This is a genomic window from Ignavibacteriales bacterium (genome assembly GCA_016709155.1).
Classification (GTDB): Bacteria; Bacteroidota; Ignavibacteria; order Ignavibacteriales; family Ignavibacteriaceae; genus JADJEI01.
The window spans coordinates 257,539-281,020 of sequence record JADJEI010000001.1; the positions used below are offsets into that span (position 1 = coordinate 257,539).

Sequence of the window (23,482 nt, forward strand, 5' to 3'; positions counted from 1 at the left end):
TTCACTTTAAAAATTTTTCACTTACGAAAGTCCAAAGGTATCCAGCCGCAAAACCGGCTAATACTTCAAATGGTGAATGAGCCCCCACTATTAATCTACTTACACCCACCATAACCGCAATTAATACTACTGATATAATTGTGAAATTTTTCCCTTTCGAATTAGAACTCATTGGGAAAATTAGATTAATAATATTGTAATACATTACAATCGCCATCATAGTATGTCCGCTTGGGAAACTCAATCCATCTATTGGTAATAAAGAAGTATCTGAATAGTTATCAGAAAAAATTATTTTTAATATTAATAAAAAAATCAAACCGCCGATAGAAGTAATCAAAAACTCCCTCAACTTGGATTCATATCTAATTAGATAAAAGTAAGAAGAGAAAAATATTATCTCCATTAGCACAACTGTTCTGCTGCCAAGAGCAGATATTTCATCAGCAATTGTAACGAGCCACTCCGGTCCAAAAGTCCCTGACCATTTGTTTGTCCTGCCAAATTGTTCTGTCATAAATTGGATAAATGCAGCGTTTGACTCACTGTCATTTAAAATATAGCTTATTAAAATGATAGCAGCACAGATTGCAATCAATGATAAATTGTAAACAGTCAGCCTATGATTCGTGGTTATCAAATGAAATAATAAATTATTATTAACTACGATTAATATAGGGATATCGCCTGGAAAAATTATTGCGGTTAATTGATCCGAACATCTGATAAATTCATTCTGTCATTCCAATGTAAACAAGAATCTATTGCTTACGAAGCAGATTCCCGCTAATACTAATGCTTATCCGATGCGACCTGAGCGAGAATGGCAGACGGATAGAGATTTTTTTTCAGATGTCGTCAACTCTCTAATTTAAGAGCTAAAAGATGACCCGAGTCACGCACTAAAGACTACTCAATATTGGCTAACTGTTATAATGGATTTTAATTACATATAGTAATCTTCACATGTAATAGAAAAAATTCCGATCGAGTAATATTCAATAAGATTGGTAAGCAGTCAACTTTTTCTTAGTTTTACTTAAAATAATTATGGAGAAATGATGTTCGTTAATTTCAAGGATATTCCCGGTCATACTAAATTATTCTTAGACTATTTATACAACTTTGAAAAGATTAATAAATTCTATGCTCGAAACCCTTATGATAAAGAAACATATTCAAAAGCATTCGAAGAAATAGCTTCTAAACGTCCTGTAAGCCGGGCAAATCTTGAAGCACTTATTCGCAATCAATATTCAGGCAAGACTTACTCAACTAAGACTCAAAAAAATATTGAACTGCTGGCAAAAGATTCAACACTTACAATTGTAACCGGTCAGCAGCTTGGAATTCTTGGCGGACCACTTTATACTTTTAACAAAATAATCACGACAATAAAATTAGCTAATCATTTAAAAGAGCGATTCGATTCATTTAATTTTGTTTCCGTTTTTTGGCTCGAAGGAGATGATCATGATTTCAATGAAGTAAGAAACATTAATATTATTGATAACTCAAATGAGCTAAAGAAAATTTCATACGGAGAAGAAATACCGGAAGATGAGATTAATCCAAGTGTAGGTCAGATTAATTTAGATGATAAAATAAATTCTTTTCTGCTTGATTTAGAACAACATTTAAGGCAAACTGAATTCACTCCGGAACTGATGAAACAAATAAAGAATTTCTATACTTCCGGTAAAACATTCAAAAAAAGTTTTGCGGAACTTATCCATTTATTTTTTGATCAACATGGACTAATAATTTTTGACCCGCAGGATAATGAAGTTAAAAACTATTTACGTCCAGTTTATAAAAAAGAATTACTTGAGTACCGTAATCGTTCAGAAGAATCAATACGTGTTAGTGCAGAGCTTGATGAGACTTATCATGCCCAGGTAAAGATCAAGCCGATTAATTTATTTCTGAATTACGAAAATGGAAGACATGCACTCGAACCTGATGACGAAGATTTTAAACTAAAAAGAAAGAGAAAACGTTTTACTAAAGATGAATTATTAAATTTAGTTGAGACTACCCCGCAGATCTTTAGTCCAAACGTTTTATTTAGACCGGTCTGTCAGGATTATATTTTACCTACAGCATTTTACATCGGAGGTCCAAGCGAGATCGCTTACTTTGCGCAGGTAATGCCGTTATATAAATTTTTTAATGTCCCACCACCTTTTATTTATCCGCGTTCATCAGCAACATTACTCGAAAAAGGTTTGAGTAATGCACTTGATAAATTCAACCTTCAAATAAATGAGATATTTTCTGACCCGGAAGCAGTGAAACAAAAAATAATAAAAAGTATAGATGAAACTCCACTTGAAGATTTTTTCATTTCAGCAGTTAAAGAAACTGAATTGATTTTTGACACACTGAAAGAAAAACTTTTTTCTATTGATAAAACTACTAGTGATTCTGTTCAGCGTTATCGTGAAAAATCATTAAATAATATCGAAGAATTAAAATCCAAATCATTGCAAGCCCAGAGGAAGAAATATGAAGTTTCGTTAAAGCAGATTGATAAATTAATTTTTATTTTGTTTCCTAACGAAAATTTACAGGAGAGGGAATTGAATTTTATTTATTTCGCAAATAAATACGGACCGGAATTCTTCAGAAAGATTTTTGATGAGCTCCAGATAAACAAATTTGAACATCAGATTATTGAAATTTAAATTAATAGTACGAAATAGATTTTAACTGAGTAATAAAATCAGGGTTTGATATTTTTACACATTCAAAATTATTTACCGCTGCACCTTCATCTAGCAGTAAGGATAATATTGAGAATGCCATTGCAATTCTGTGATCTCCAAAACTCTCAAAAATAACTTGTTGGTTTTGGATATCACCTTCTACTTTGAAGCCGTCTTCATATTCATTGACATTCAATCCAAGCAATCTAAAATTATAGCAGATTGAATTTATTCTGTCTGATTCCTTCTTTCGCAGCTCTGAGGCATTTCTGATTTCAAATGAAGAATCAGCAAATAATCCAGCAACAGCAAGTATCGGAATCTCATCAATAATATTTGGAATAATTGTGTTATCAATCTTTACATTTCGCAGCTCACTTGATTGAATAAAAACATCTCCCCTTTTCTCGCCATTTATAATGTTCTCATTTAATAATTCAATTTTTCCGCCCATTTCTTGAAGTACTTTTAAAATCCCTGTGCGTGTATCGTTCAACGAAATATTTTTAAGTAAAAGTTCACTTTGTTTAGTTAACAAGGTTAGCACAATAAAGAATGAAGCAGTAGAAATATCAGAAGGAATAAAATATTCATTGGATTCAGGATAGTTTTTTTTAGAAACAACAGAAATTATTTTTTTATTACTGTTAATTATTTTCAACCCAAGCATTAATTCTGTATGATTCCTTGTCGGAATATTTTCAATTACTTCCGTTGAACTACTGCAATGTAATCCTGCCAACAAGATTGCGTTCTTTACCTGAGCGCTTGCAACAGGCAGCTCGTAATTAATCGGAACTATTTCTTTAGGCGGGAAAATTTTTATCGGCAGAAATTGCTCCGATGCTGTTTCAGTTTTTACTCCCATTAAAGATAATGGTTCAATTACTCGTCGCATCGGTCGGGAGGATAAAGATTTATCACCGGTAATCACAGATGAAAAATTCTGTCCTGATAATATACCCATCAATAAACGCGCTGTCGTCCCTGAATTTCCGGCATATAATTCATTCTCGCTTTTGACAAAACCTTTATACCCCCTGCCAACAATTTCTACTGTATCTCCATTATCAATTATTGAAGCGCCCAATTGAGTAAAACATTTTTTTGTTGAGAGTACATCTTCGGAGTTAGAAAGGTTATGAATGAAAGACTTTCCTTTCGCAAGTGAAGCTAACATCACTGAACGATGCGAGATAGATTTGTCGCCCGGCAAAACTAATTCACCTTTAATTTTTTTTATCTTTTCAAATTTCTGAATCATTGCTGATCATTTATTTGAGTATCCATTCGTCTATCAAATCCATTTCCGCTGATTTGTTTTTCTTGAATGGATAAAGTCCTTTAATTTGTCTCTGCCGCATTGCTTCGTATAAAATTACAGCAGCAGCTACAGATACATTTAAACTTTGCACCATCCCATGCATTGGTATCATAAAATTATCATCAGCCAATTTTTGGGCTTCGGAAGATACACCTCGATGTTCATTGCCAAGAACTATTGCAGTATTCTCAGATAAGTCAAGATCGTAAAGTGATTTTGATTTTTCAGTAATCGAGGAAGCATAGATTTTAAATCCGCGTTCGTGTAAATTATTATAACACCCTGCAATAGAATTATATTTTTTACTTTTTACCCATTTGAAAGCAGATGCTGAAGATTTTTTCCCAATGCGCGGAAATTGTTCTGTGCTGTAAACTAAAGAAACTTCCGGAATGCCTACCGCATCACAGCTTCTGAATATTGCGCTAACGTTGTGAGGATCATGAATGTTCTCAAGTACAATATTAAAATCGAATTGTCTTGAAGCAGCAACTCTTAATATTTTTTGTTCACGGTTTTCAGTTCGACTTGATTTCACTTTTTACTTATCAAATACAAGTTTGTAAACTGTGCTATTATCTTCATTTCTTGCACGATCAAGTTTTATTTTTTTTGTATCAAGATTAAGATAGAATGCAGTTAGATTAAAAATCTTCCCAAGAACTGTATCTTCATCATGCGCCCAGCACTCGCATCCATTAATAGATGGAACTTCTGCAGTGAAACCATCATTAGTTTTTTTTACAATTAAATCTAATACCATTTTTAATAATTAGAATTAGAGGATATACCCTGCATAATTTTTACACCCGAACTTGTGCCAAGCCTATCTGCGCCTGCAGCTATCATTGCTTTTGCATCTTCTAAAGAACGAATACCGCCGGAAGCTTTAACCTTTAAAGAATCGCCAACGACAAATTTCATTAAAGCAACATCATGCAGAGTCGCCCCACCCTTAGAAAATCCTGTTGAAGTTTTTACAAAATCAGCTTTTGCTTTTTTACAAAGCAAGCAGGCACGTACTTTTTCTTCATCAGTTAAAAGGCATGTTTCTAAAATAACTTTAACCAAAGAATTAAATTTTTTGCAACTAAGACAACCGCTTGAATTTCATGCAGCTCGTATTCGTCGTCCTGTTCTTTTAGTTTACCTGAATTAATTACCATATCTATTTCTTCCGCCCCAGCCTTTATTGCTTCTTCAGCCTCAAAAACTTTTACGGATGAAAGAGTAGAACCAAGCGGAAAACCAATAACAGTACATACTTTCACATTGCTTTCTTTCAAAAGATCAAAACAGAATTCGGTATTGGATGAATTAACACAGACAGAAGCAAAATTAAATTGGAGAGCTTCTTCGCATAGAATTTTTATTTCATCCTTTGATGCCTCTGGTTTCAATAGAGTATGATCAAGGTACGAAGCGATATTTGCAGCATTTAATTCAACAGAGTTTTAATTTTTTGTTTCGCTTAAATTAAACTGATCTAAAAATTTATTTATTTCTTGTTCATAATAAATAGCCTTTGGATTCATTTGTTGCTCGCTGTTAAGAATGATTTATAAGTATTAGTTAGAAGCATTGCTATAGTCATCGGACCAACCCCTCCTGGAACAGGAGTAATGTATGAAGATTTCGGCGATACATTTTCGAAATCTACGTCACCGACAATTCGATATCCTTTCGCTGAATTGGTATCATCAATTCTATTTATTCCAACATCAATAATAACACATCCTTCCTTAACCATATCTGCTTTTACAAACTCAGGCTTGCCGATCGCAGCGATAAGAATATCAGCCTGCAAAGTAAATTGCCTTAAATCACGAGCAGCAGAATGGCAAATCGTTACGATTGAATTAGCAAAATTTTTTTTCTGTATTAATATATTTGCGATTGGTTTCCCAACTATATTGCTTCTCCCGAGCACAACAACATGTTTGCCTTTCGTAGCTATGTTATATCGTTTCAACAATTCCTGAATGCCGGCAGGCGTACATGGAATAAATGTATCTTTACCGATAACTAGTTTTCCAACACTTACAGGATGAAAGCCATCAACATCTTTATCAGTTGAAATTGCTTCGATAATTTTATCTTCATTTATATGTTTTGGAAGCGGAAGCTGAACTAATATTCCATGAAAATTATTATCTGAATTGTATTTTTCAACTGTTGCTAGTAATTCAACTTCAGAAATATTTTCAGGTAATCTTTCTACACGGCTGAGCATACCAATTTCTTCACAGGCTTTTGCTTTGCTCGAAACATAAATTTTTGATGCGGGATTTTCGCCTACCAAAATGGCGACTAATCCGGGAACTCTGCCTGTTTCATTTTTTAATTTAGAAATTTTTTCTTTCAATTCGTTTCGAATATCAAGTGCAATTTTTTTTCCATCAATAAGAATCATATTAAATAGGCCTTCAATGCAGTTGTTTTAAGTTCGGAATATTTTTTTTGTAAATAATTTTTAAGTGAATTATTTGATTCAATTTCTTTATAGAAAGGATTAGAGTTTTGCCAGCCTTTTTTGCGATTAGCTCTAAAATTTTCAATTCTTCTAATGGATATTTCACAAAAGACAGGATCAATATCTGCACAAAAACATTTTCGATTTAGTATCTCCGCAGCGAGCAATGTTGTTCCGGAATGTGAAAAGAAATCTATCACAACATCATTTTCAGAACTGCTTGCCTGAATAATTCTTTTAACAGCTTTTAACGGTTTTTGAGCAAAGCAGCCGTTTACATTTTCTTCCATTCGATAAAATACTTGTTGAACATCCACCCAAACATTTCCTGCACGAATAAACTGCGAATTACTTCTTTCAGAATTTTCTGTTACAACGCCATGAATTTCTTTGTAGTATCCTCTCAATATTTTAGGTATATCTGTGTACTCAGCATTTACATCAAAAGATGGAACGCCTTTGGTATAATACAATAGTTCCTGACGAATAGACATCCAATTTTTTTGAGTCCCGTAACCGCGTTGATTGCGCATTGTAATAAAACTCCGTGAATAAAAATCAGTCCCAGCCATCATGCTCATAAATTGCGGTAAAGGTTGAAAATGATTTTTTTGATCTGCTCCCAGCCAAATATATAACGAGCTGTTATCAGCCAATGAAAACGATGTAATATTCACCCACCTTTTTGACCATTCAATAAAATTATCCAATTGTCTTTGATCGAAGGCTATAAAATTATATGGCGGATCGTGCAAAGCAAGAGTTGATTTTTCTTCCCCCATTAATTTTTTAATTAATAAATCGTTTGTACAATCATCGCATAAAACTTTATGATGCTTTAAAGCGTCAGTCCAGATATCTCCACGCTTCAACCTGCAATAAGGAAGTAAATAATTTTTTAGTTCTTCATCATCATCAAGTCTTGGCAGCGGGAAATTTTCCATAATCTATTTTGAAGATTTGGTGAACTCGGGGAAAAATATTCGTTCGATATTATTTGTCTTTCCTGTATCTGTATCAACAGAAGCAAATATTCCGCATAGATGGACATCGTTTTCCGCCGTTTCATATTTCTGTGGAGTTTGAAAAATAAATCTATTCAGAGCTGCAACCGTTTTCATACCAATTACGGAATCGTATGGTCCTGTCATTCCAACATCAGTAATATAACCTGTTCCCTTTTCAAGAATTCTTTCGTCGGAAGTTTGCGTGTGAGTGTGTGTACCAAGCAATAGACTAACCCTGCCGTCAAGATGCGCAGACATCGCAATCTTTTCTGCCGTGGCTTCGGCATGGAAATCAACAACGATAACTTTAGTTTCATCCCTTAATTTAGTGAGTACCCAATCAGCAGTACGAAATGGACAATCAATACTTGCCATAAAAGTTCTTCCTTGTATATTCAGAACACCCACCTTGCCCTTTTTAGTTTGAGCGATGTAATAACCATTTCCATAAGTACCTTTTGGATAATTGCAAGGACGTATTGCTCTCGGCTCGGCTTTTAAAAAATCCTGCGACTGATGTTTATCCCAGGTATGGTTGCCGCCCGTAATCACATGCACTCCAAGATCGAAAAGAATTTTACCTTCTTTATCAGTACATCCTTTACCATCTGAAGAATTCTCACCATTGGCTATAACGAGATCAGCTTTATATTTTTGAATTAATCCAGGCAGCCAGGTTTGAACAAAATTTAATCCCGGTTTGCCGATGATATCCCCTATAAAAAGTATATTAATCACATTCATCTTTTGTTATTTTTGTTGTTAAATATATCTAAAATTGAAGTAAGAAAAAATTAGCAGTGATGTGTTATTAACGAAAATAATTTGATGGCAAAAGAAAATATTATAAAAATACTAACCGACACAGATTTTACTGTCGTGGATGTTGAAACAACTGGATTAAGCCCTTCAAATAATAGAATTATAGAAATAGCATTAGTCAAAATCCGGGATGGGGAAATTATAGATAACTTTCATTCATTCATTAATCCCGGTCGGGAAATTCCATACTACATAACTCAATTCACCGGAATAACTAATGACGATGTTTATGATGCTCCATTCTTTGAAGAGATAGCCGATGATATACTTTCGTTCATAGGGGCTTCAATTCTAACAGGACATAATTTATCATTTGATAAAAGTTTTTTAAGAAGAGAATTATTAAGCCTTGACAGAGAGGATATTCCGAATAAAGATCTGTGTACATTAAAAATTGCACGACGCTTATATCCGGAATTGCCGAGTAAATCACTCGGGGCAGTATGCAAATATCTTGGAATCAGAAATAAAAATTCACATCGTGCTTTATCGGACGCACAGGCTACGGCAAAAATATTATTCAAGATGATTGATAATCTTTATAAGAATTTTGAAATCACAACGCTCGATAAATTGCTTGATTTTCAAAAATCGCCTGACATAAAAAAGAAAATAAAAATTAAAAAATCACTTGCAGAAGATACATCAGTACTGCCAAATGCTCCTGGCATATATTATTTTCTAAATAGTAAAGGAAATATTATTTATATCGGGAAAGCCAAATCACTGCGTGACAGGCTCAACTCTTACTTTTCTTCATCAACACCACGCAAATCAAAAAAGATAATACAACAAGCTTCGCATTTAAATATTCAGATTACAAATTCCGAATTAACTGCTCTGCTGCTTGAAGCTGAGTTAATCAAACAGCTCAATCCAAAACACAATTCACAGTTAAAAAAATATGGTAATAAATATTTTTTAAGAATTACAAAAAATCATCCGGCACCTGCAATTGAAATTTCTAATTATTTTGATTTTGACGGTAATGATTATTTCGGATTATTTATTTCGAGAAAAAAAGTTGATTCGATTCGCGAGATGATTGATAAAACTTTTGCACTCCGTGAATGTACAGATAGAGATTTCTCAAAAGGGAAAAAATGTTTCCTTGCAGAAATTGACAGATGCATTGCTCCTTGCGAATTTTCCTATGGCGGAGAGTATCAAGAAGAACTTGAAAAAGTTTATGAATTTCTCTACGGCAAGAATCAATTCGCATTAAATCGCTTGCTTGGTAAAATGAAAAATTACTCCGAGTCACTTCAGTTTGAAAAAGCTGCAGAGATTAAATCTGTTATTGATTTGATTTTAGCACAAACTCATAAATCTTCACTGCTTGCCGAGCCTGTTAATTCAGCTAAAGTATTATTTGAAGTGAATGAAAAATTTGGAACTGATTATCTTCTTTTAATTGAGGGGAAAGTATTCGTTAAAAAATATGCACTTGAAAAAAGAGATACCTTTGAACAAGCGCTTGACGATTTCTATTCCGGTTCAATTCAAGTTGATAATTTCCCAACTGATGAAGATCTTGAAAAAATGAAAATCATTTTAAATTGGATTATTAAGAATCGGAACAAAGTAAAAATTTATTACTTGAAAAATTATGAGACTAAACGTTTACTCTTTGCTGCTCTCCAAAATCATTTCACTATAAATATTCCTCCGGCGGAATCTACATTCGATATAAAAAATTTTATGACAGAAAATAGTTAGGCTGAAAGTGAATAATTTAAACAATCAAGATCTACTTCTTCCGATATTAAATGATAAGCGATCCGGTTCCCAGGATTTGCTAATAAAGATCAATAAAATTCTTTTGATAAATATTAAGCGGCGCGAATCGCTCAACAGAATAATCTCAATCTTCAAAAAATCATTTTCTGAATTTCAGGTAATAAAATCAAATTTAGATAAGTACGAAAAACTATTGCAAAAAAATCAACTAAAACAATTAGAGAATTATTTGAAAGAATCGAGCCATTACTGTGAGGATACTTACCGCGCTATTTTCAAAAAACTTTATGCGTGCTATTCACAATCCGACTTTATATTTACTCTATCGAACAGCAGAACAATTATTTAAGTTTTAAAACTTTGGAAACATCAGAATAAAAATATTAAGGTTACAGTGTGTGAATCGCGCCCAAAATTTGAAGGAAGATTCGCTGCAAAAGAATTAGCAAAGCATGGACTTGATACAACTTTAATTACAGAAGCCCTGATGGCAAAATTTATTCCACAAGTTGATTTAGTTTTGATAGGCGCGGATAAAATATTAAAAGATGGAAGTGTGATTAATAAAACCGGCAGCTTATCCTCAGCAATAATAGCCAAATATTATAAGAAGCCATTTGTTGTTGCAGCATCAAAAGAAAAAATTTCACAGCAAACCAACTCGTTAATAAAAGAAGAAAACCCGAGAGAGATACTATCCGATCAGATAAAAAAATTAAACCCTGTCAATATTTATTTTGAAGTAATAGCCAAAAGTCTAATAACAAAAATTGTTACTGATTAGGTAGAATTGATATCAACGAGTTGCCTTGTCTTCTTGATAAATCTAACTGTCAGCATTGATGCGGAAGCCGCCAGGCTGATTAATAACCCCACCCAAATTCCAATAACACCCAAACCAAAGACAAATCCAAACAAGTAAGCTGACGGCAGTCCTATTATCCAGTAGGCAATAAAAGTAATAAGAGTTGGAATTTTAACATCGGTAAGTCCGCGCAATATACCGATACCGACAGCCTGCACGCCATCGAATATCTGGAATATTGCTGCAATAATAATTAATGAAGAAGCAATCAATATTACCTCATCATCCTTTATGTAAAGCGTTGGTAAATACCTATTCAAACTCATAAATAGGATTCCAAATAATGTCATTAACGCAACACCCAAAACTAAAGCCGTGATGCCGGCAGTTCTTACACCAACAAAATCTTTTTTACCGAGTGCATCTCCAACTCTAATTCCACCGGCAGAAGAGATACCAAGCACAATCATGAATGAAATTGAAGCAAGGTTGATTGCAATCTGATGAGCCGCAAGCGGCTTTGTACCTATCCACCCCACCATTATAACTGCAAATGAAAAAGCTCCCACCTCAAATAAATATTGGAACCCACTTGGCAAGCCCAGATTTAATATTTTTTTTATTGTTGGATAATCAATCGAATGAACGACCGGCAGCATATTATAACTTCGAAAGTTGAGAGAACGATTTGTATAAATAATTAATCCTACAGCCATGAAAATTCTTGACATTAAGGTAGCCCATCCGGCTCCATCAAGTCCTAATTGAGGAAAACCAAGATTACCATAAATCAATAACCAATTAGTGAATGCATTTACTAAATTAGCGAGTATTGAAAAGTACATGGCTGGTTTTGTGAAAGACAATCCTTCAATAAATTGCTTGTATGAATGGAACATTAAGACCGGGATGATAGAAAGTCCTAATATTCTTGTGTAAGAGGAAGCTTGATTCACCACCTCCTGCGGCTGCTCAAGATATTGAATAAAATATGAAATAATTACTATGACGGTTAAAGTTATTAGCCCAAAAGTGATGTTGACCAGTATAGATTGTTTAAAATATTTCTCGCACCCATCCTGATCTCCTGCACCGTTTGAAATTGCTACAAGCGGTGTGACTGCAATTGCCACACCAAGACTAACTATAAATATTACCATAGTTAAACTGTTCCCAAGCGATGCTGCTGCAAGCGGTGCTGCACCAATTTCCCCCACCATCAAACTGTCAACGACGCCCATCATCATAAACCCAAGTTGACCTATCATTACCGGATAGGCTAAATTTATGGTTTCTTTAATATTTTTTAAATCAGAAGATTCTCTCATTTCAAGTAATAAGTATAATGCAATTTAAGAAATAATTGAACTTCTAAATGAGTGCTGTTAATAGTGAATGTAGAAAGGAAGAGGTTTATTAATGAACGTGGAATATTAATAGAAATATGATGGGGGATACTAAATATTCTTAATCAATAATTTTAGTTGCTATTTTTTATAGAAGAAGTATTTCCTTTTAGAAAATTTTTTTGAGTAAAATACAAATTATTGTGAGCACTCAGACTATCTATCTGCCTCATAGATAGTTTCTTTATTTTTTCCAAGCCTAAACTATTAACAAGAAAAGCTGAGCTGTCTTTCTGTGCTTTGAAAATTTCAAGCGATGAGCCGAGAATTCCACCTAATAAAAAAAAGAATAACACAATTAGTCCAAATGTTTTCATATAAAATTTCCAAAAATTTATTTAGAAAGAATTAATTTTTTTACTTCTTGCTTATTGCCAACCAAAATTTTGTAAAAATAGATACCTGAAGCCAATTCCTTTGGATCGAATATTACTTCGTGAGCGCCGCTTTCAAACTCGCTATCAACTAATTTAGTAATTTCCCTTCCCAACATATCAAAGATTGACAATTCAACATGCGAGCGATTTTTCAAATCAAATTTTATTTTGGTTGAGGGGTTAAACGGGTTTGGATAATTTTGATGTAGGATAAAATCATCCGGCAATATTTCAGCAATTGATTCTACACTTGTTAAATGACTATTGTAAAGTTCAATCATTCCAGCATCAGGAATAACCTGAACTCTGACAATAAAATTGATTCCATCAAAAAAAGAATTGTAAAATGAAGTCGTGCTGCCTTGAATTAAAGTAATTTCATTCCAATTATCAGGGACGATTATGTCGGCTGTGATTGGGAAATTATAAATTGCATTATCAAGAGTATCTGATAGTTCAATTTGAATTTTATCTGAAGTGGCGCTGACTAAGTTCGTAAAATATGAATCGCGTTCTTTCATATATTTTGTAACATTAGCAACCGTTGCAACCCAAACATGATTATTAATTGTCTGATCATATATCCAATTACAGACAAGTTCAAACCACTCTGCTGCAACCGGTTCATATAAACCAGCTTGAATTGCATCTTGAAGTAAGGAGTAAGGAAGAGTTTCATGTGTTTGCATAATTGCCCAACCGTTTTGAGCCATGGAGGATTGAACCCAATCTTTAAAATCTTCAAATTCATCAAGGTCATCAAACAAGGAATCACGCGGTAGATCAAAAGTAAATGGAAAACTATTCAACCCAAACCAGGCTGAATCATTAAGAGAATATCAAGTAGATTCAGGTCCAACAGCCCTTGCTGATTGATAAAACAAACTTGTAAAATAATCCACAATACTGTTATGTTCTGAATAAGGATAAGCAAACGTGATACAATTTTTATCAGGCAGTTTAGAATCAATAATCTGTTTAGATTCATACAATTCGAACAACAATGAACCTTCCAATAAAGTATCTCCTATTTCGAGGTCGGGAAAATGAGGGTGGGTCATAGAATGTGATCCAATTTCATGACCGGAATCAGAGGCTTCAATGAATTCCCGCCAACTTCCATAACGCCAAATACCAGGTAATGAATCGGTTACATAAGGTGGAATTAAATAAAACGTTCCCTTAAATCCATAATGTTCAAGTATAGGAAATGCAAATGTGTATTGAGATAATAATCCATCATCAAAAGAAAAACTGAAGGCAGATGATTTATCATCCTGCCACCTTTTAACATCAACCTGCCCGATGAGTGTAGTATCATCACGAAGCACTGATTCAGGAATTAAATCTTTATAAAGAATATTTGGCAAAATACTTACCTGCGAAATAATCAAAGTAAATAATAATATTTTTAATCGATCACGCATTAGATTTCTTATGTTAAATGATTTAGAAAACACGATTTATGCCACAAACTTAAACAAAAGCATCTTAAATATCTCCAAAATCAAAATCTTATGAATTACTTCAGTCGAGAATAATTTCAAAAAAGGACAAGCAATAAAAAGTGAACCATAAAGAAACATCTTTTATTGAACGTATTTTATAAAATTGGAGAATAAAGAAGTGTTGAAATTCAGCGGAGAGAGAGGGATTCGAACCCTCGGACCGAAAAAATCGGTCAACGGTTTTCGAGACCGCCCCGTTCAACCACTCTGGCATCTCTCCGATAAAATATTTGGCTTATTAAATATACAATGTTGAAACTAATATTATCAGCGCACCAAATATAAAATTACTTAAAACTAAAACCGTATGATTTTTTAACATTTCACCAAAAATTGCATGAAATGATAAATAAATAAATCCGCCGGATATATGAGCAAGTAAAATTCCCATTAACAGCGGACTAACCCCTTCCTGCAAAAAGTAAAATCCCACTAAGCCCCCAATCACAGTTGTGACTTCTACTAACGCGACATATAATAAAACTTTAATTTTGGAATAACCTGCTCCAAACATCAAAGAAGCTAATGCCAGACCTTCAGGAAATTTATGAATTAGTATTGCCACAAAAACAGAACTTACTTTTTCAAAATGTTCTGCACTCGTAGTAATGGCAATACCATCGAGGAAAGAATGAAATGACAATGCAGTAAATAAAGTAAGAAATATTTCGGAAAATTTCTTAGTTGTTTTTTCGTCAAAGTGCGATGCTGAGCAAGCAGGACAAACGTGAGAATAATATTTACTAATGAAAAAAAATAAAAAATACCCCGACGATATGCTAAATGCAACTTCGATTAATGAAATACTATTTCCTGCTTCGGGAAGCAGCGCAAAAAGTGCTGCACCCATCAACGCCCCTGCAGAAAAAGAAATCAAGCTGCACAGCCTCCGATGATTAAGTTTAAGCATCGAAGTAAAAACTGCGCCTGAAATTGCAGATAGGAAAGCGATTATCGGCTGGACAAGAAACGAAATCATTATTTGAATAATTGAAATTTTATTACTTTGAAAATAACTCTCCAAACTTATTTCCCCAAATCGTGGCGAATTTTTGGTAGGCTAAACTTAAATAATTATATTTGCAACCTTAATTGGAGAGGTGCAAGAGTGGTTGAATTGGCTACCCTGGAAAGGTAGTGTACTCGTAAGGGTACCGTGGGTTCGAATCCCACCCTCTCCGCCAATAATAGTACTCATCACAACTTCAAGTTATTATAGAAATATTGACTAAATTATTTTAATACTTTTGTGATTATTAAGGAAGTGAAATTATTAAAATGTTTATTTAGTCTTTCATTATTTCTAACAAGATTTACCTCATAATGAAAATGAAATATTTAGTTTTATATATACTATTTCTGTTTTGCATTTTCATCCCCAAAAATTTCGCACAGAACCAATTAATTCTAAGAGATGGTCTTAACTCTTACTCTGTTAATTCATTTATATACACATTATTTGACAGCACAAAGATACAAACAATAAAAGACGTATCCCGGGATTCTGTGTTCAATTAATTTAAGAATCTAAAGCAGGAACAGTTAAATTTAGGATATCGCTCTGAAGTAATTTGGCTGCGGTTTACTATCAGGAATAATTCCAAGAAAACTAATTGGCTTTTAAGTTTAAATTCTGCTGGCATTGATAAAGCTATTCTTTTTACTCCATTAAGTAATGGAAGATTTAAGAAAGATAAAGCCGGACTCATTTTCCCAAGGGAAGCCCGGGAAAACAATAGCCGTTTTATAGTTTTTCAAACTAATTTAAATCTACAGGAAACAAAAACGTATTATATTCGGATTGAATCTGAGAAACCTATTCAACTCAACCTGGAAACCTGGCTGCCAAATTTATTTTATGAGAAAGGACAAAATGAATATATTGTCCTTGGTTTGTTTTATGGTGGTCTTGTAATGATGGCTGTTTATAATCTTTTCCTTTTCTTCTCTATAAAAGACTTTAGCTATTTTTTATTTTCCCTTTTTGTATCATCTGTTCTGTATTATCAAGGTAATCTTGATGGGATCTATTTTCAATATTTTACACCGGATAATCCACATTATAATTTAATTTCAGCAAATATTTCTGCCGCCTCGGTCTCATTTTTTGGATTACTCTTCGTCAGAGAATTTTTACAGCTAAAAAAATATTCGAATTTTTTAAATCGGTTGTGCTTGATTTTTATTTATTCTCTCGGATTGGATGTTTTATTAATCATAATTCTACAAGTCAGTAGTTCAATCTTTACAACACCTGTCGGAGTAATCTATATTCTTTTTTCTTTTGGAACCGGGGTATATTGTCTTAAAAAAGGAAATAAGAACGCAGCTTTTTTTTTAGTAGCAGCATCATTTTTTTTATTGGGGACATTATTTAGAGTGTTAAGCGTTTTTGCATTTGTCAACGAATCATTTTTATCTGAGTATGGAATGCAAATAGGAATTTTAATCGAAATGACTATTCTATCATTTGCTCTCGGGGATAGAATTAATTCTATAAAGCGAGAAGAAGAAATAGCAAAAGCATTAATTAGAAGCAGGATAGCAAGCGATCTTCATGATGAAATAGGCAGTAACCTCAGCAGTATATCAGTCTCAAGCCAAATCATTAAAAAGAGTGAACATCTAAATTCAGAAGAAAAAAATATGCTTGAAGAAATAATAGTGACCGCCAGAGAATCCGCTGATTCAATACGTGATATAATTTGGTTCATAAATCCCGATCACGATAACCAGGAAGATTTAATTCTGAAGATGAAGGAAACCACGGCAAAACTGCTTAATGGCATTGAATATTCATTCATTATGAATAAAACGGAAAAAATAAATATCAAGGATATGAAGTTTAGAAAAAATTTATTTTTAATTTATAAAGAAATTCTAAACAATATAGTTAAACACTCCAAGGCAAAGAAAGTTCTAATTTCTTTGGAAGAAAAATCAAAGTATCTTTATCTAAAAGTAATCGATGATGGATTAGGGTTTGATGAAACTGAGGTAATATTAGGCGATGGCATTAAAAATTTAAAACAAAGAGCTAAAGGAATAAATGGATTACTAGAAATTAATAGTAAGCCATCAAAGGGCACTACTATTACTTTGGCAGTGAAAAATAATTGAGTAATGAATTGCATTAATAAGTTAGCTGGGTTTCAGAAAAATTTATAAATCTTTCAATTTTATTAATAACCTGAATTGATTTACGGAAAGAGAAGTGAATTCATTGGATAAGATTACACTATGGATAATCGAGGATAATACTCACTATCGGCGAACTATATTTAAACTTATAAACCAGTCAACTGAATTCGTCTGCCGATTTGCTTTTTCATCATGCGAAGAAGCATTCCTAAAGCTGAACAAGGAGGCACCACCGGAGATTATTTTATTGGATATAAGCCTTCAAGGAATGAGCGGAATTGACGGGATCAAAGTATTGAAGAAAATTAGTCCATCTACTCAAATAATAATATTGACAATTCACGATGATGATAATTCTGTTTTTGAAGCGTTGTACTACGGTGCATCTGGTTATTTATTGAAAGATTCAACACCAGAAAATATTCTTGAAGCAATCAAAGAAGTAGGATTGGGCGGCGCTCCGATGAACACACAGATTGCCAGAAAAGTAATCGACCGATTCAAACTTTTGAATCCACCTCCGGGAAATTATGGTTTAACAGATAGAGAAAAAGAAATATTAAGTATGCTTATAGACGGATTAAACAAGAGTCAAATTGCTGATAAATTATTTATAAGCTTTCATACTGTAAATACTCACATTAAAAATATTTATGAGAAACTTCATGTTCATTCCAGAAGCGGAGTGATTTCTAAAGCCTTTAAAGAAAAATTGTTCTAATAATCCCCTTCCGTTTTCTTCCCTAAAATACCACGAACGTGCGATTGATTTAAGCTAATTAAAATATCATAATGCATATGAAATGTATGAAATGATATTTTTTTAATCTTAGAGGCTGCCTTATGAAAAACGTACTTTATTATGTTTTGTTTATTGTACTTTCGATTTCAATTAATGCACAAACTAATTATTATATTTCATCTTCTCTTGGGAACGATGATAATAATGGCTTATCTCCAGATAGTGCATTCCGTTCACTTACCCGTATTAACATTTTAGCCGAATCTGGGATATTTCAGGGGGGAGATTCAATTCTCTTCATGAGAGGAGACGAATGGAAAGGGGAATTTCTAGTGTTTGGAGAGGATACAAATGGAGATTATGATGATCCAATTACGTTAAGCTCATTTGGTTATGGTGCTAAACCCATATTTAATGGAGAAAATGAGTTTTCTGAATTTGATTCTTCAATTTCAATTGGAATATCAATTAGCTCGCCAAATTTCGTCATATCCAATATAGAGATAATGAATTATTCAAAAGATGGCATTCATGCAGATGTGGGATCAGGTAAAATTCTTAATCTCGTTGTTGATAGTGTTTTTATTCATAACACAGGCAGCACATATTTTACATACGTGTATGGGATTTACACTGAAGGTAAAAATGCAAAGATTTTAAATTCATTCATCACAGAAACTTATAACGATGGAATATTTATGCTGGGCGCTGATTGTGAATTAGGCTTTTCACAGATAATCAATGCTGGCAGCGGTCCAAGGGGTGATGCATTACAATTAAAATATGCAGATAATTTCTGGGTTCACGATAACGTTATGACCAGTGACGATTTAGATCATGGAATAGCCATAACCAAGCAAAAAGAGGGGGAAGGAGAACCGGAATTTATCGGCGGAATATTTGAAAGAAACTACTGCGAAGGTAATTTATGGGGTCTGGATGTGGGCGGTTATGGAACTATTGTGCGTTATAATCAATTTATTTCAAACAGAGCTTATGGTTTAAAGATAAGAGGTCATTATGTCAGAGCCTACGATAACTTCATTAAAAATACTGAACAAGGAATTGCATTAGGTACGCCATGGGTTACTGGCTTGGTTGGCCATATTGAATTATACAACAATACAATTGTTAATACTTCTGAGTTTGCACTTCTGCTTGCGGACTTTATAGATACAGTTTACGTGAGTTACATGAATAATATTTTTACTGAAATAAATGGCATCGGAGTAAAAAGAAGTCGGAATCATTTTTTAGTTCCAAAGCAATGCGACTACAATTTGTTTTATCCGGACGATAAGCCAGGTTTGTTCATTTCGGAACGTGACAGTTTTTCAACTTTACAGCAGTGGCAATTATCCTCAGAAGTGGATTTACATTCCTTATCAGAGGAGCCTCAATTAATTCGTGAATATTATCTTGATTATTCATCTCCCGCTATTAATGCTGGTATGGAATTTATCTTATTTAAAAATAAAGAATATAATCCCGACATATGTGGATATTTCCGTCCTGACAATAGTATTTGGGATTTGGGAGCTTGCGAATTTTCACAAAGTATTACTACAACTAATTCGCCTAAACCGGGAGAAACAGAAAATAGAAGAGATAAAACCGGAAGTTTTGTTGGCGTTGATAGATTTGAACTCTCGCAGAACTATCCGAATCCATTTAATCCAATAACAAAAATAAAATACACAGTTCCTTCAACTCCCCTCTTCTTTGGAGAGGGGTCGGCGGTGAGGCTACTTGTGTATGACATACTCGGCAACGAAGTAGCAACACTCGTAAACGAGCAGCAACAGCCCGGCACTTACGAAGTTGAACTTAATGCTTCAACTTTGGCGAGCGGAGTTTATTTATATCAGATAAACGCAGGTGCGTTTACATCTTCTAAAAAAATGTTGTTGACAAAATAGTATCAATTGCCCCTCGTTAATATTGACTAATGTTGTCATTGTAAATATGAGATAAGTGAAAACTAACAAAGGATGATTTGTACTACTACTATACCCTTTGAGTTTTTATAGTACATTTTATAATAACACCTTAAGTTCTGATCTGCTAAACAAGAGTAATTGGTTGACAACCTATTGAATAATAACTTTAAAACGAATGGCACTATTCGCATTTTTTTAACATTGATAATATTAATTTTTATTTAATAGTATATTTGAAGGCGAATTTTAAGTAATAGCCGCATTAAAGAAACAGAAATCATATTTGGAGAATATTATGAAAATATTTTACATAACCTGCTTATTATTAGTAATACTTCAGAGTAAATCTTTTGCTCAATACGAATGGGATTGGAACAATCCTCTGCCTACTCATAATTATTTATTATCAAATTTTTTTATTGACTCAATGACTGGTTGGGCAGTTGGGGGTGGAGGTACAATATTAAAATCAGAAGATGGAGGGATTAACTGGGTTTTGCAGCATGTACTTTCTGAGGATGTTGATGAAGCTCTTCATTCAGTTTATTTTGCGGACCAAAATAATGGTTGGATTGTTGGAGATGCTGGAACAATCCTAAAAACAACAGATGGAGGAGATACCTGGATTTATAAGCTAAGTAGTACATCTTATGAATTGCACTCTGTTCATTTTATTGATATTTATACCGGTTGGGCTGTTGGTTGCTTTGGTACAATATTAAAAACTACAAATGGGGGAGAAGATTGGTATGCTCAAATAAGTGGTACTGTACAGGTTTTGGATGATGTGTTTTTTACTGACTCAAATAACGGTTGGATTGTTGGGGGGACTGAAATATTTCATACGGTAGATGGAGGAGAAAATTGGTCGCCTCAACTTTTTTCAGGCAATGTTTTTTATTCGATATTCTTTGTTGATAACGCCAATGGATGGGCAGTAGGATTAACTGACGGTAAAATTCTAAGAACTACAAATGGGGGGATGAATTGGACTTTTTACAATATCGGTTTTGATTATAATTTCAAATCAGTTTATTTCATTGATAATAATAATGGGTGGTTAGTTGGTCTATTTAGCTCCATCTTCAAAACGACAGATGGAGGTGTGAACTGGATTCCATATACTACTGAAAATACGGGCTTTTTTGATTCAATTTTTGCACTTGACATCAATAATGTTTGGGCAGTTGGGAGTTTCGGTTCTGTATATAGATCAACAAACAGTGGAAATAATTGGGAGAGGCTATCAAAGTATTTTACAATTAACCATTTAGAGGAAGTATTTTTTGTTACTGAACAGATAGGTTTTATAGTTGGTGACCAAGGTGAAATATTTAAGACAATCGATACGGGTCTGAATTGGCAAATGATTTCTTTTTTATCCTTCCAAGTCCATTCTGCTTATTTTACTGATACTACAACCGGTTGGATCGTAGGTGATTCTGGCAACATTTTTAAAACAACTGATGGAGGAAATTCCTGGATATTTCAACAGAGTGGAATTAGTTTTCCATTGAAATCGGTTTACTTTATAAATTCACAAATTGGTTTTACTGTGGGCTGGGCTGGTACACTCTTAAAAACAACTAATGGAGGATTATTTTGGGAAATCATTTTGACTGGTAACAACTACATTTTAAATTCGATTTATTTTATTGATAGTAATATTGGCTGGACTGTCGGAACCTCAGGAACAATATTGAAAACAACTAATGGCGGAAAAGATTGGATTGCCCAGGTCAGTGGAACAAGTAATAATTTCACTTCGGTTTTTTTTATTGATAACAATACAGGGTGGGTTGTTGGAGAATCAGGTACGATTTTAAGAACTATTGATGGAGGAATTAATTGGGATTTCCAGGTAAGTCAATTACCTTATAAATTACAATCCGTTCGTTTTATAGATAATAGTATCGGCTTTGTTGTCGGAGATGAAGGTACAGTGCTGAAGACGACTGATGGAGGAACTAGCTGGATCGATCAGAGGATAAATACCCGTTGGGCTATTGAATCGATTTTTTTTACTGAAAACAAAACAGGTTGGTTAGTTGGGTTTTTCGGCATGGTATTAAAAAATATTTCGACCGTGATTCCCATAGAACTAACAATCTTTACAGCAGCAGTAAATCAAAACAAAGTCACTCTCAATTGGCAAACTGCAACGGAGACAAATAACAGCGGGTTTGAAATAGAAAGAACCTCACCCCTTCCCTCTCCTTACGAAGGAGAGGGTGGCGAAGCCGGGAGAGGTTGGAAAGTAATCGGTTTCGTTCCCGGCTTCGGTTCTATAACCGAACCTAAGAGTTATTCTTTCGTTGATGAGAATCTTCCAACAGGGATTTATCAGTACAGACTAAAACAAACAGATTTTGATGGAACATTCGAATACTCGAACACAGTTGAAGTTGAAATAACTTCACCAACAGAATTTTCACTTGAGCAGAACTATCCAAATCCGTTTAATCCAACAACAAAAATAAAATATACTATCCCTTCTACTCCCCTCTCCTTTGGAGAGGGGTTGGGGGTGAGGCTTCTTGTCTATGACATACTTGGCAACCAAGTAGCCACACTCGTAAGCGAGCAGCAGCAGCCCGGCACTTATGAAGTTGAGTTCAATGTAGGACATGCTATCAACCTGTCAAGCGGTGTGTACTACTACCAATTACAGGCTGGGGGACTTACTCAAACGAAGAAATTTATTCTTCTCAAATAATTAAGCAAACTTTATGTTGAGAGGCTTCTAAAAAATAAGAACTCACTGATAAACTCATTTGGCCCATCTGGATCAGAATCTACTATAGTATTCTGAATTGCAATGCTATCTGCATGATCGAGATAACGCAATTTTTCGGAAGTCTCTACAAACTAATAATCAATAATAAATAATAAATCCATAATATTGTTGCCATGCTTCTAAGCGGAATATCGAATCCCACCCTCTCCGCTCCATTTGGGAAAATGCACTTCAATTATTCTTCTTATTCAATTAACTTCTTTGGAAAACTCCGCTTTAACTGCCTGATTAATTAAACTATTCCACAGCATTATTCGATTATTCTATAAACGAAGAATTAAAATGAAAATTAAATCAATCTTTAGCCTTACTTATATTCTCATTTTTTATTTAACAGGTTGTGCGACAATCCTGAATACAACCACAGAAGATGTTGAATTAATTACATCTCCTGCGAATGCAAAAATTACCATTGATGGGAAAAAATTCGGAAACTCACCGCAAGTAGTAAATATAGAGCGAGGAATAAATCATACAATAAAATTTGAACTTGACGGTTTTGACCCTTACGAGACACAGCTAACAAGGAAAATTTCGTTTTGGTTTTGGGGAAATGTTTTAAATGGTTTACTGCCTGGAATGGTCATAGATTTTCTTACCGGCTCAATGTATAATTTGATTCCAGATAATTTATCGGTTGAATTGCTTCCAGCAAAAATTGAAACAAAAGTTAAGAAAAAGTAGTTTTTATT

At 33.8% G+C, this 23,482-nt stretch carries 21 protein-coding genes, 2 tRNA genes and 2 pseudogenes; 11 read left to right on the top strand and 14 right to left on the bottom strand.

Going from position 1 to position 23,482, the window contains the following annotated elements:
• Window position 1 precedes the first annotated feature (1 nt).
• Window positions 2–598 (bottom strand): phosphatase PAP2 family protein, encoded by a 597-nt coding sequence (locus IPH11_01365; protein MBK6912379.1) that lies wholly within the window; start codon window positions 596–598, stop codon window positions 2–4.
• A gap of 463 nt (window positions 599–1,061) precedes the next feature.
• Between IPH11_01365 and bshC the strand changes: the two genes are divergently transcribed.
• Complete coding sequence (gene bshC / locus IPH11_01370; GenBank protein MBK6912380.1) at window positions 1,062–2,687, top strand: bacillithiol biosynthesis cysteine-adding enzyme BshC; 1,626 nt, start codon at window positions 1,062–1,064, stop codon at window positions 2,685–2,687.
• A 1-nt stretch (window position 2,688) separates the two neighbouring features.
• On the opposite strand, the gene aroA is transcribed toward bshC, so the two are convergent.
• The 7 genes and pseudogenes from aroA to IPH11_01405 form a co-directional block, all read right to left on the bottom strand.
• Window positions 2,689–3,972 (bottom strand): 3-phosphoshikimate 1-carboxyvinyltransferase, encoded by a 1,284-nt coding sequence (gene aroA / locus IPH11_01375; GenBank protein MBK6912381.1) that lies wholly within the window; start codon window positions 3,970–3,972, stop codon window positions 2,689–2,691.
• A gap of 10 nt (window positions 3,973–3,982) precedes the next feature.
• Window positions 3,983–4,570 carry an RNA methyltransferase gene (locus IPH11_01380; protein MBK6912382.1) on the bottom strand — a complete coding sequence of 196 codons (588 nt, stop codon included), beginning with the start codon at window positions 4,568–4,570 and terminating at the stop codon, window positions 3,983–3,985.
• Window positions 4,571–4,573: 3 nt separating this feature from the next.
• Complete coding sequence (locus tag IPH11_01385; GenBank protein ID MBK6912383.1) at window positions 4,574–4,795, bottom strand: hypothetical protein; 222 nt, start codon at window positions 4,793–4,795, stop codon at window positions 4,574–4,576.
• 2 nt (window positions 4,796–4,797) lie between these two features.
• Window positions 4,798–5,459: pseudogene (deoC, locus tag IPH11_01390) on the bottom strand (deoxyribose-phosphate aldolase).
• 104 nt (window positions 5,460–5,563) lie between these two features.
• Window positions 5,564–6,445: a bifunctional methylenetetrahydrofolate dehydrogenase/methenyltetrahydrofolate cyclohydrolase FolD gene (gene folD, locus IPH11_01395; protein MBK6912384.1), complete on the bottom strand. Its 882-nt coding sequence runs from the start codon at window positions 6,443–6,445 to the stop codon at window positions 5,564–5,566.
• Window positions 6,442–7,449 (bottom strand): site-specific DNA-methyltransferase, encoded by a 1,008-nt coding sequence (locus tag IPH11_01400; protein MBK6912385.1) that lies wholly within the window; start codon window positions 7,447–7,449, stop codon window positions 6,442–6,444. The genes folD and IPH11_01400 overlap by 4 nt, the downstream gene beginning before the upstream one ends.
• Before the next feature lie 3 nt (window positions 7,450–7,452).
• Window positions 7,453–8,256: a TIGR00282 family metallophosphoesterase gene (locus IPH11_01405; protein ID MBK6912386.1), complete on the bottom strand. Its 804-nt coding sequence runs from the start codon at window positions 8,254–8,256 to the stop codon at window positions 7,453–7,455.
• 84 nt (window positions 8,257–8,340) lie between these two features.
• On the opposite strand from IPH11_01405, the gene IPH11_01410 reads away from it, so the two are divergent.
• Genes IPH11_01410 through IPH11_01420 form a run of 3 tightly spaced genes read left to right on the top strand, consistent with a single transcriptional unit; the run spans window position 8,341 to window position 10,858 of the window.
• Window positions 8,341–10,053 (top strand): GIY-YIG nuclease family protein, encoded by a 1,713-nt coding sequence (locus IPH11_01410; protein ID MBK6912387.1) that lies wholly within the window; start codon window positions 8,341–8,343, stop codon window positions 10,051–10,053.
• A 7-nt stretch (window positions 10,054–10,060) separates the two neighbouring features.
• Complete coding sequence (locus tag IPH11_01415) at window positions 10,061–10,423, top strand: hypothetical protein (protein ID MBK6912388.1); 363 nt, start codon at window positions 10,061–10,063, stop codon at window positions 10,421–10,423.
• A 45-nt stretch (window positions 10,424–10,468) separates the two neighbouring features.
• Window positions 10,469–10,858, top strand: a complete 390-nt coding sequence (locus IPH11_01420) for a hypothetical protein (GenBank protein ID MBK6912389.1) — start codon at window positions 10,469–10,471, stop codon at window positions 10,856–10,858.
• Here IPH11_01420 and IPH11_01425 read toward each other — a convergent pair.
• The 6 genes from IPH11_01425 to IPH11_01450 all read right to left on the bottom strand — a co-directional run bounded on the left by IPH11_01425 (window position 10,855) and on the right by IPH11_01450 (window position 15,149).
• Complete coding sequence (locus IPH11_01425) at window positions 10,855–12,207, bottom strand: MATE family efflux transporter (GenBank protein ID MBK6912390.1); 1,353 nt, start codon at window positions 12,205–12,207, stop codon at window positions 10,855–10,857. The two genes, IPH11_01420 and IPH11_01425, sit on opposite strands and share 4 nt — an antisense overlap.
• Window positions 12,208–12,359: 152 nt before the next feature.
• Window positions 12,360–12,602 carry a hypothetical protein gene (locus tag IPH11_01430; GenBank protein MBK6912391.1) on the bottom strand — a complete coding sequence of 81 codons (243 nt, stop codon included), beginning with the start codon at window positions 12,600–12,602 and terminating at the stop codon, window positions 12,360–12,362.
• Between the two features lie 17 nt (window positions 12,603–12,619).
• Window positions 12,620–13,471, bottom strand: a complete 852-nt coding sequence (locus IPH11_01435; GenBank protein MBK6912392.1) for a T9SS type A sorting domain-containing protein — start codon at window positions 13,469–13,471, stop codon at window positions 12,620–12,622.
• Window positions 13,472–13,501: 30 nt separating this feature from the next.
• On the bottom strand, window positions 13,502–14,089 hold the full coding sequence (locus IPH11_01440) for a polysaccharide deacetylase family protein (GenBank protein ID MBK6912393.1): 588 nt from the start codon (window positions 14,087–14,089) through the stop codon (window positions 13,502–13,504).
• Window positions 14,090–14,302: 213 nt separating this feature from the next.
• Window positions 14,303–14,390, bottom strand: a tRNA-Ser gene (locus IPH11_01445).
• 18 nt (window positions 14,391–14,408) lie between these two features.
• Window positions 14,409–15,149, bottom strand: coding sequence for a ZIP family metal transporter (locus IPH11_01450; GenBank protein MBK6912394.1), 741 nt, complete (start codon window positions 15,147–15,149; stop codon window positions 14,409–14,411).
• Between the two features lie 115 nt (window positions 15,150–15,264).
• On the opposite strand from IPH11_01450, the gene IPH11_01455 reads away from it, so the two are divergent.
• The 7 genes and pseudogenes from IPH11_01455 to IPH11_01485 all read left to right on the top strand — a co-directional run bounded on the left by IPH11_01455 (window position 15,265) and on the right by IPH11_01485 (window position 23,474).
• Window positions 15,265–15,354 (top strand) — tRNA-Ser (locus IPH11_01455).
• Window positions 15,355–15,739: 385 nt separating this feature from the next.
• Window positions 15,740–16,012: pseudogene (locus IPH11_01460) on the top strand (hypothetical protein).
• A 72-nt stretch (window positions 16,013–16,084) separates the two neighbouring features.
• Window positions 16,085–17,290, top strand: coding sequence for a hypothetical protein (locus IPH11_01465; protein ID MBK6912395.1), 1,206 nt, complete (start codon window positions 16,085–16,087; stop codon window positions 17,288–17,290).
• Between the two features lie 103 nt (window positions 17,291–17,393).
• Window positions 17,394–18,032 carry a response regulator transcription factor gene (locus tag IPH11_01470; protein ID MBK6912396.1) on the top strand — a complete coding sequence of 213 codons (639 nt, stop codon included), beginning with the start codon at window positions 17,394–17,396 and terminating at the stop codon, window positions 18,030–18,032.
• A gap of 122 nt (window positions 18,033–18,154) precedes the next feature.
• Complete coding sequence (locus IPH11_01475) at window positions 18,155–19,972, top strand: T9SS type A sorting domain-containing protein (protein MBK6912397.1); 1,818 nt, start codon at window positions 18,155–18,157, stop codon at window positions 19,970–19,972.
• 316 nt (window positions 19,973–20,288) lie between these two features.
• Window positions 20,289–22,709 carry a T9SS type A sorting domain-containing protein gene (locus IPH11_01480; protein ID MBK6912398.1) on the top strand — a complete coding sequence of 807 codons (2,421 nt, stop codon included), beginning with the start codon at window positions 20,289–20,291 and terminating at the stop codon, window positions 22,707–22,709.
• Window positions 22,710–23,072: 363 nt separating this feature from the next.
• Window positions 23,073–23,474, top strand: a complete 402-nt coding sequence (locus IPH11_01485) for a PEGA domain-containing protein (GenBank protein ID MBK6912399.1) — start codon at window positions 23,073–23,075, stop codon at window positions 23,472–23,474.
• Window positions 23,475–23,482 lie beyond the last annotated feature (8 nt).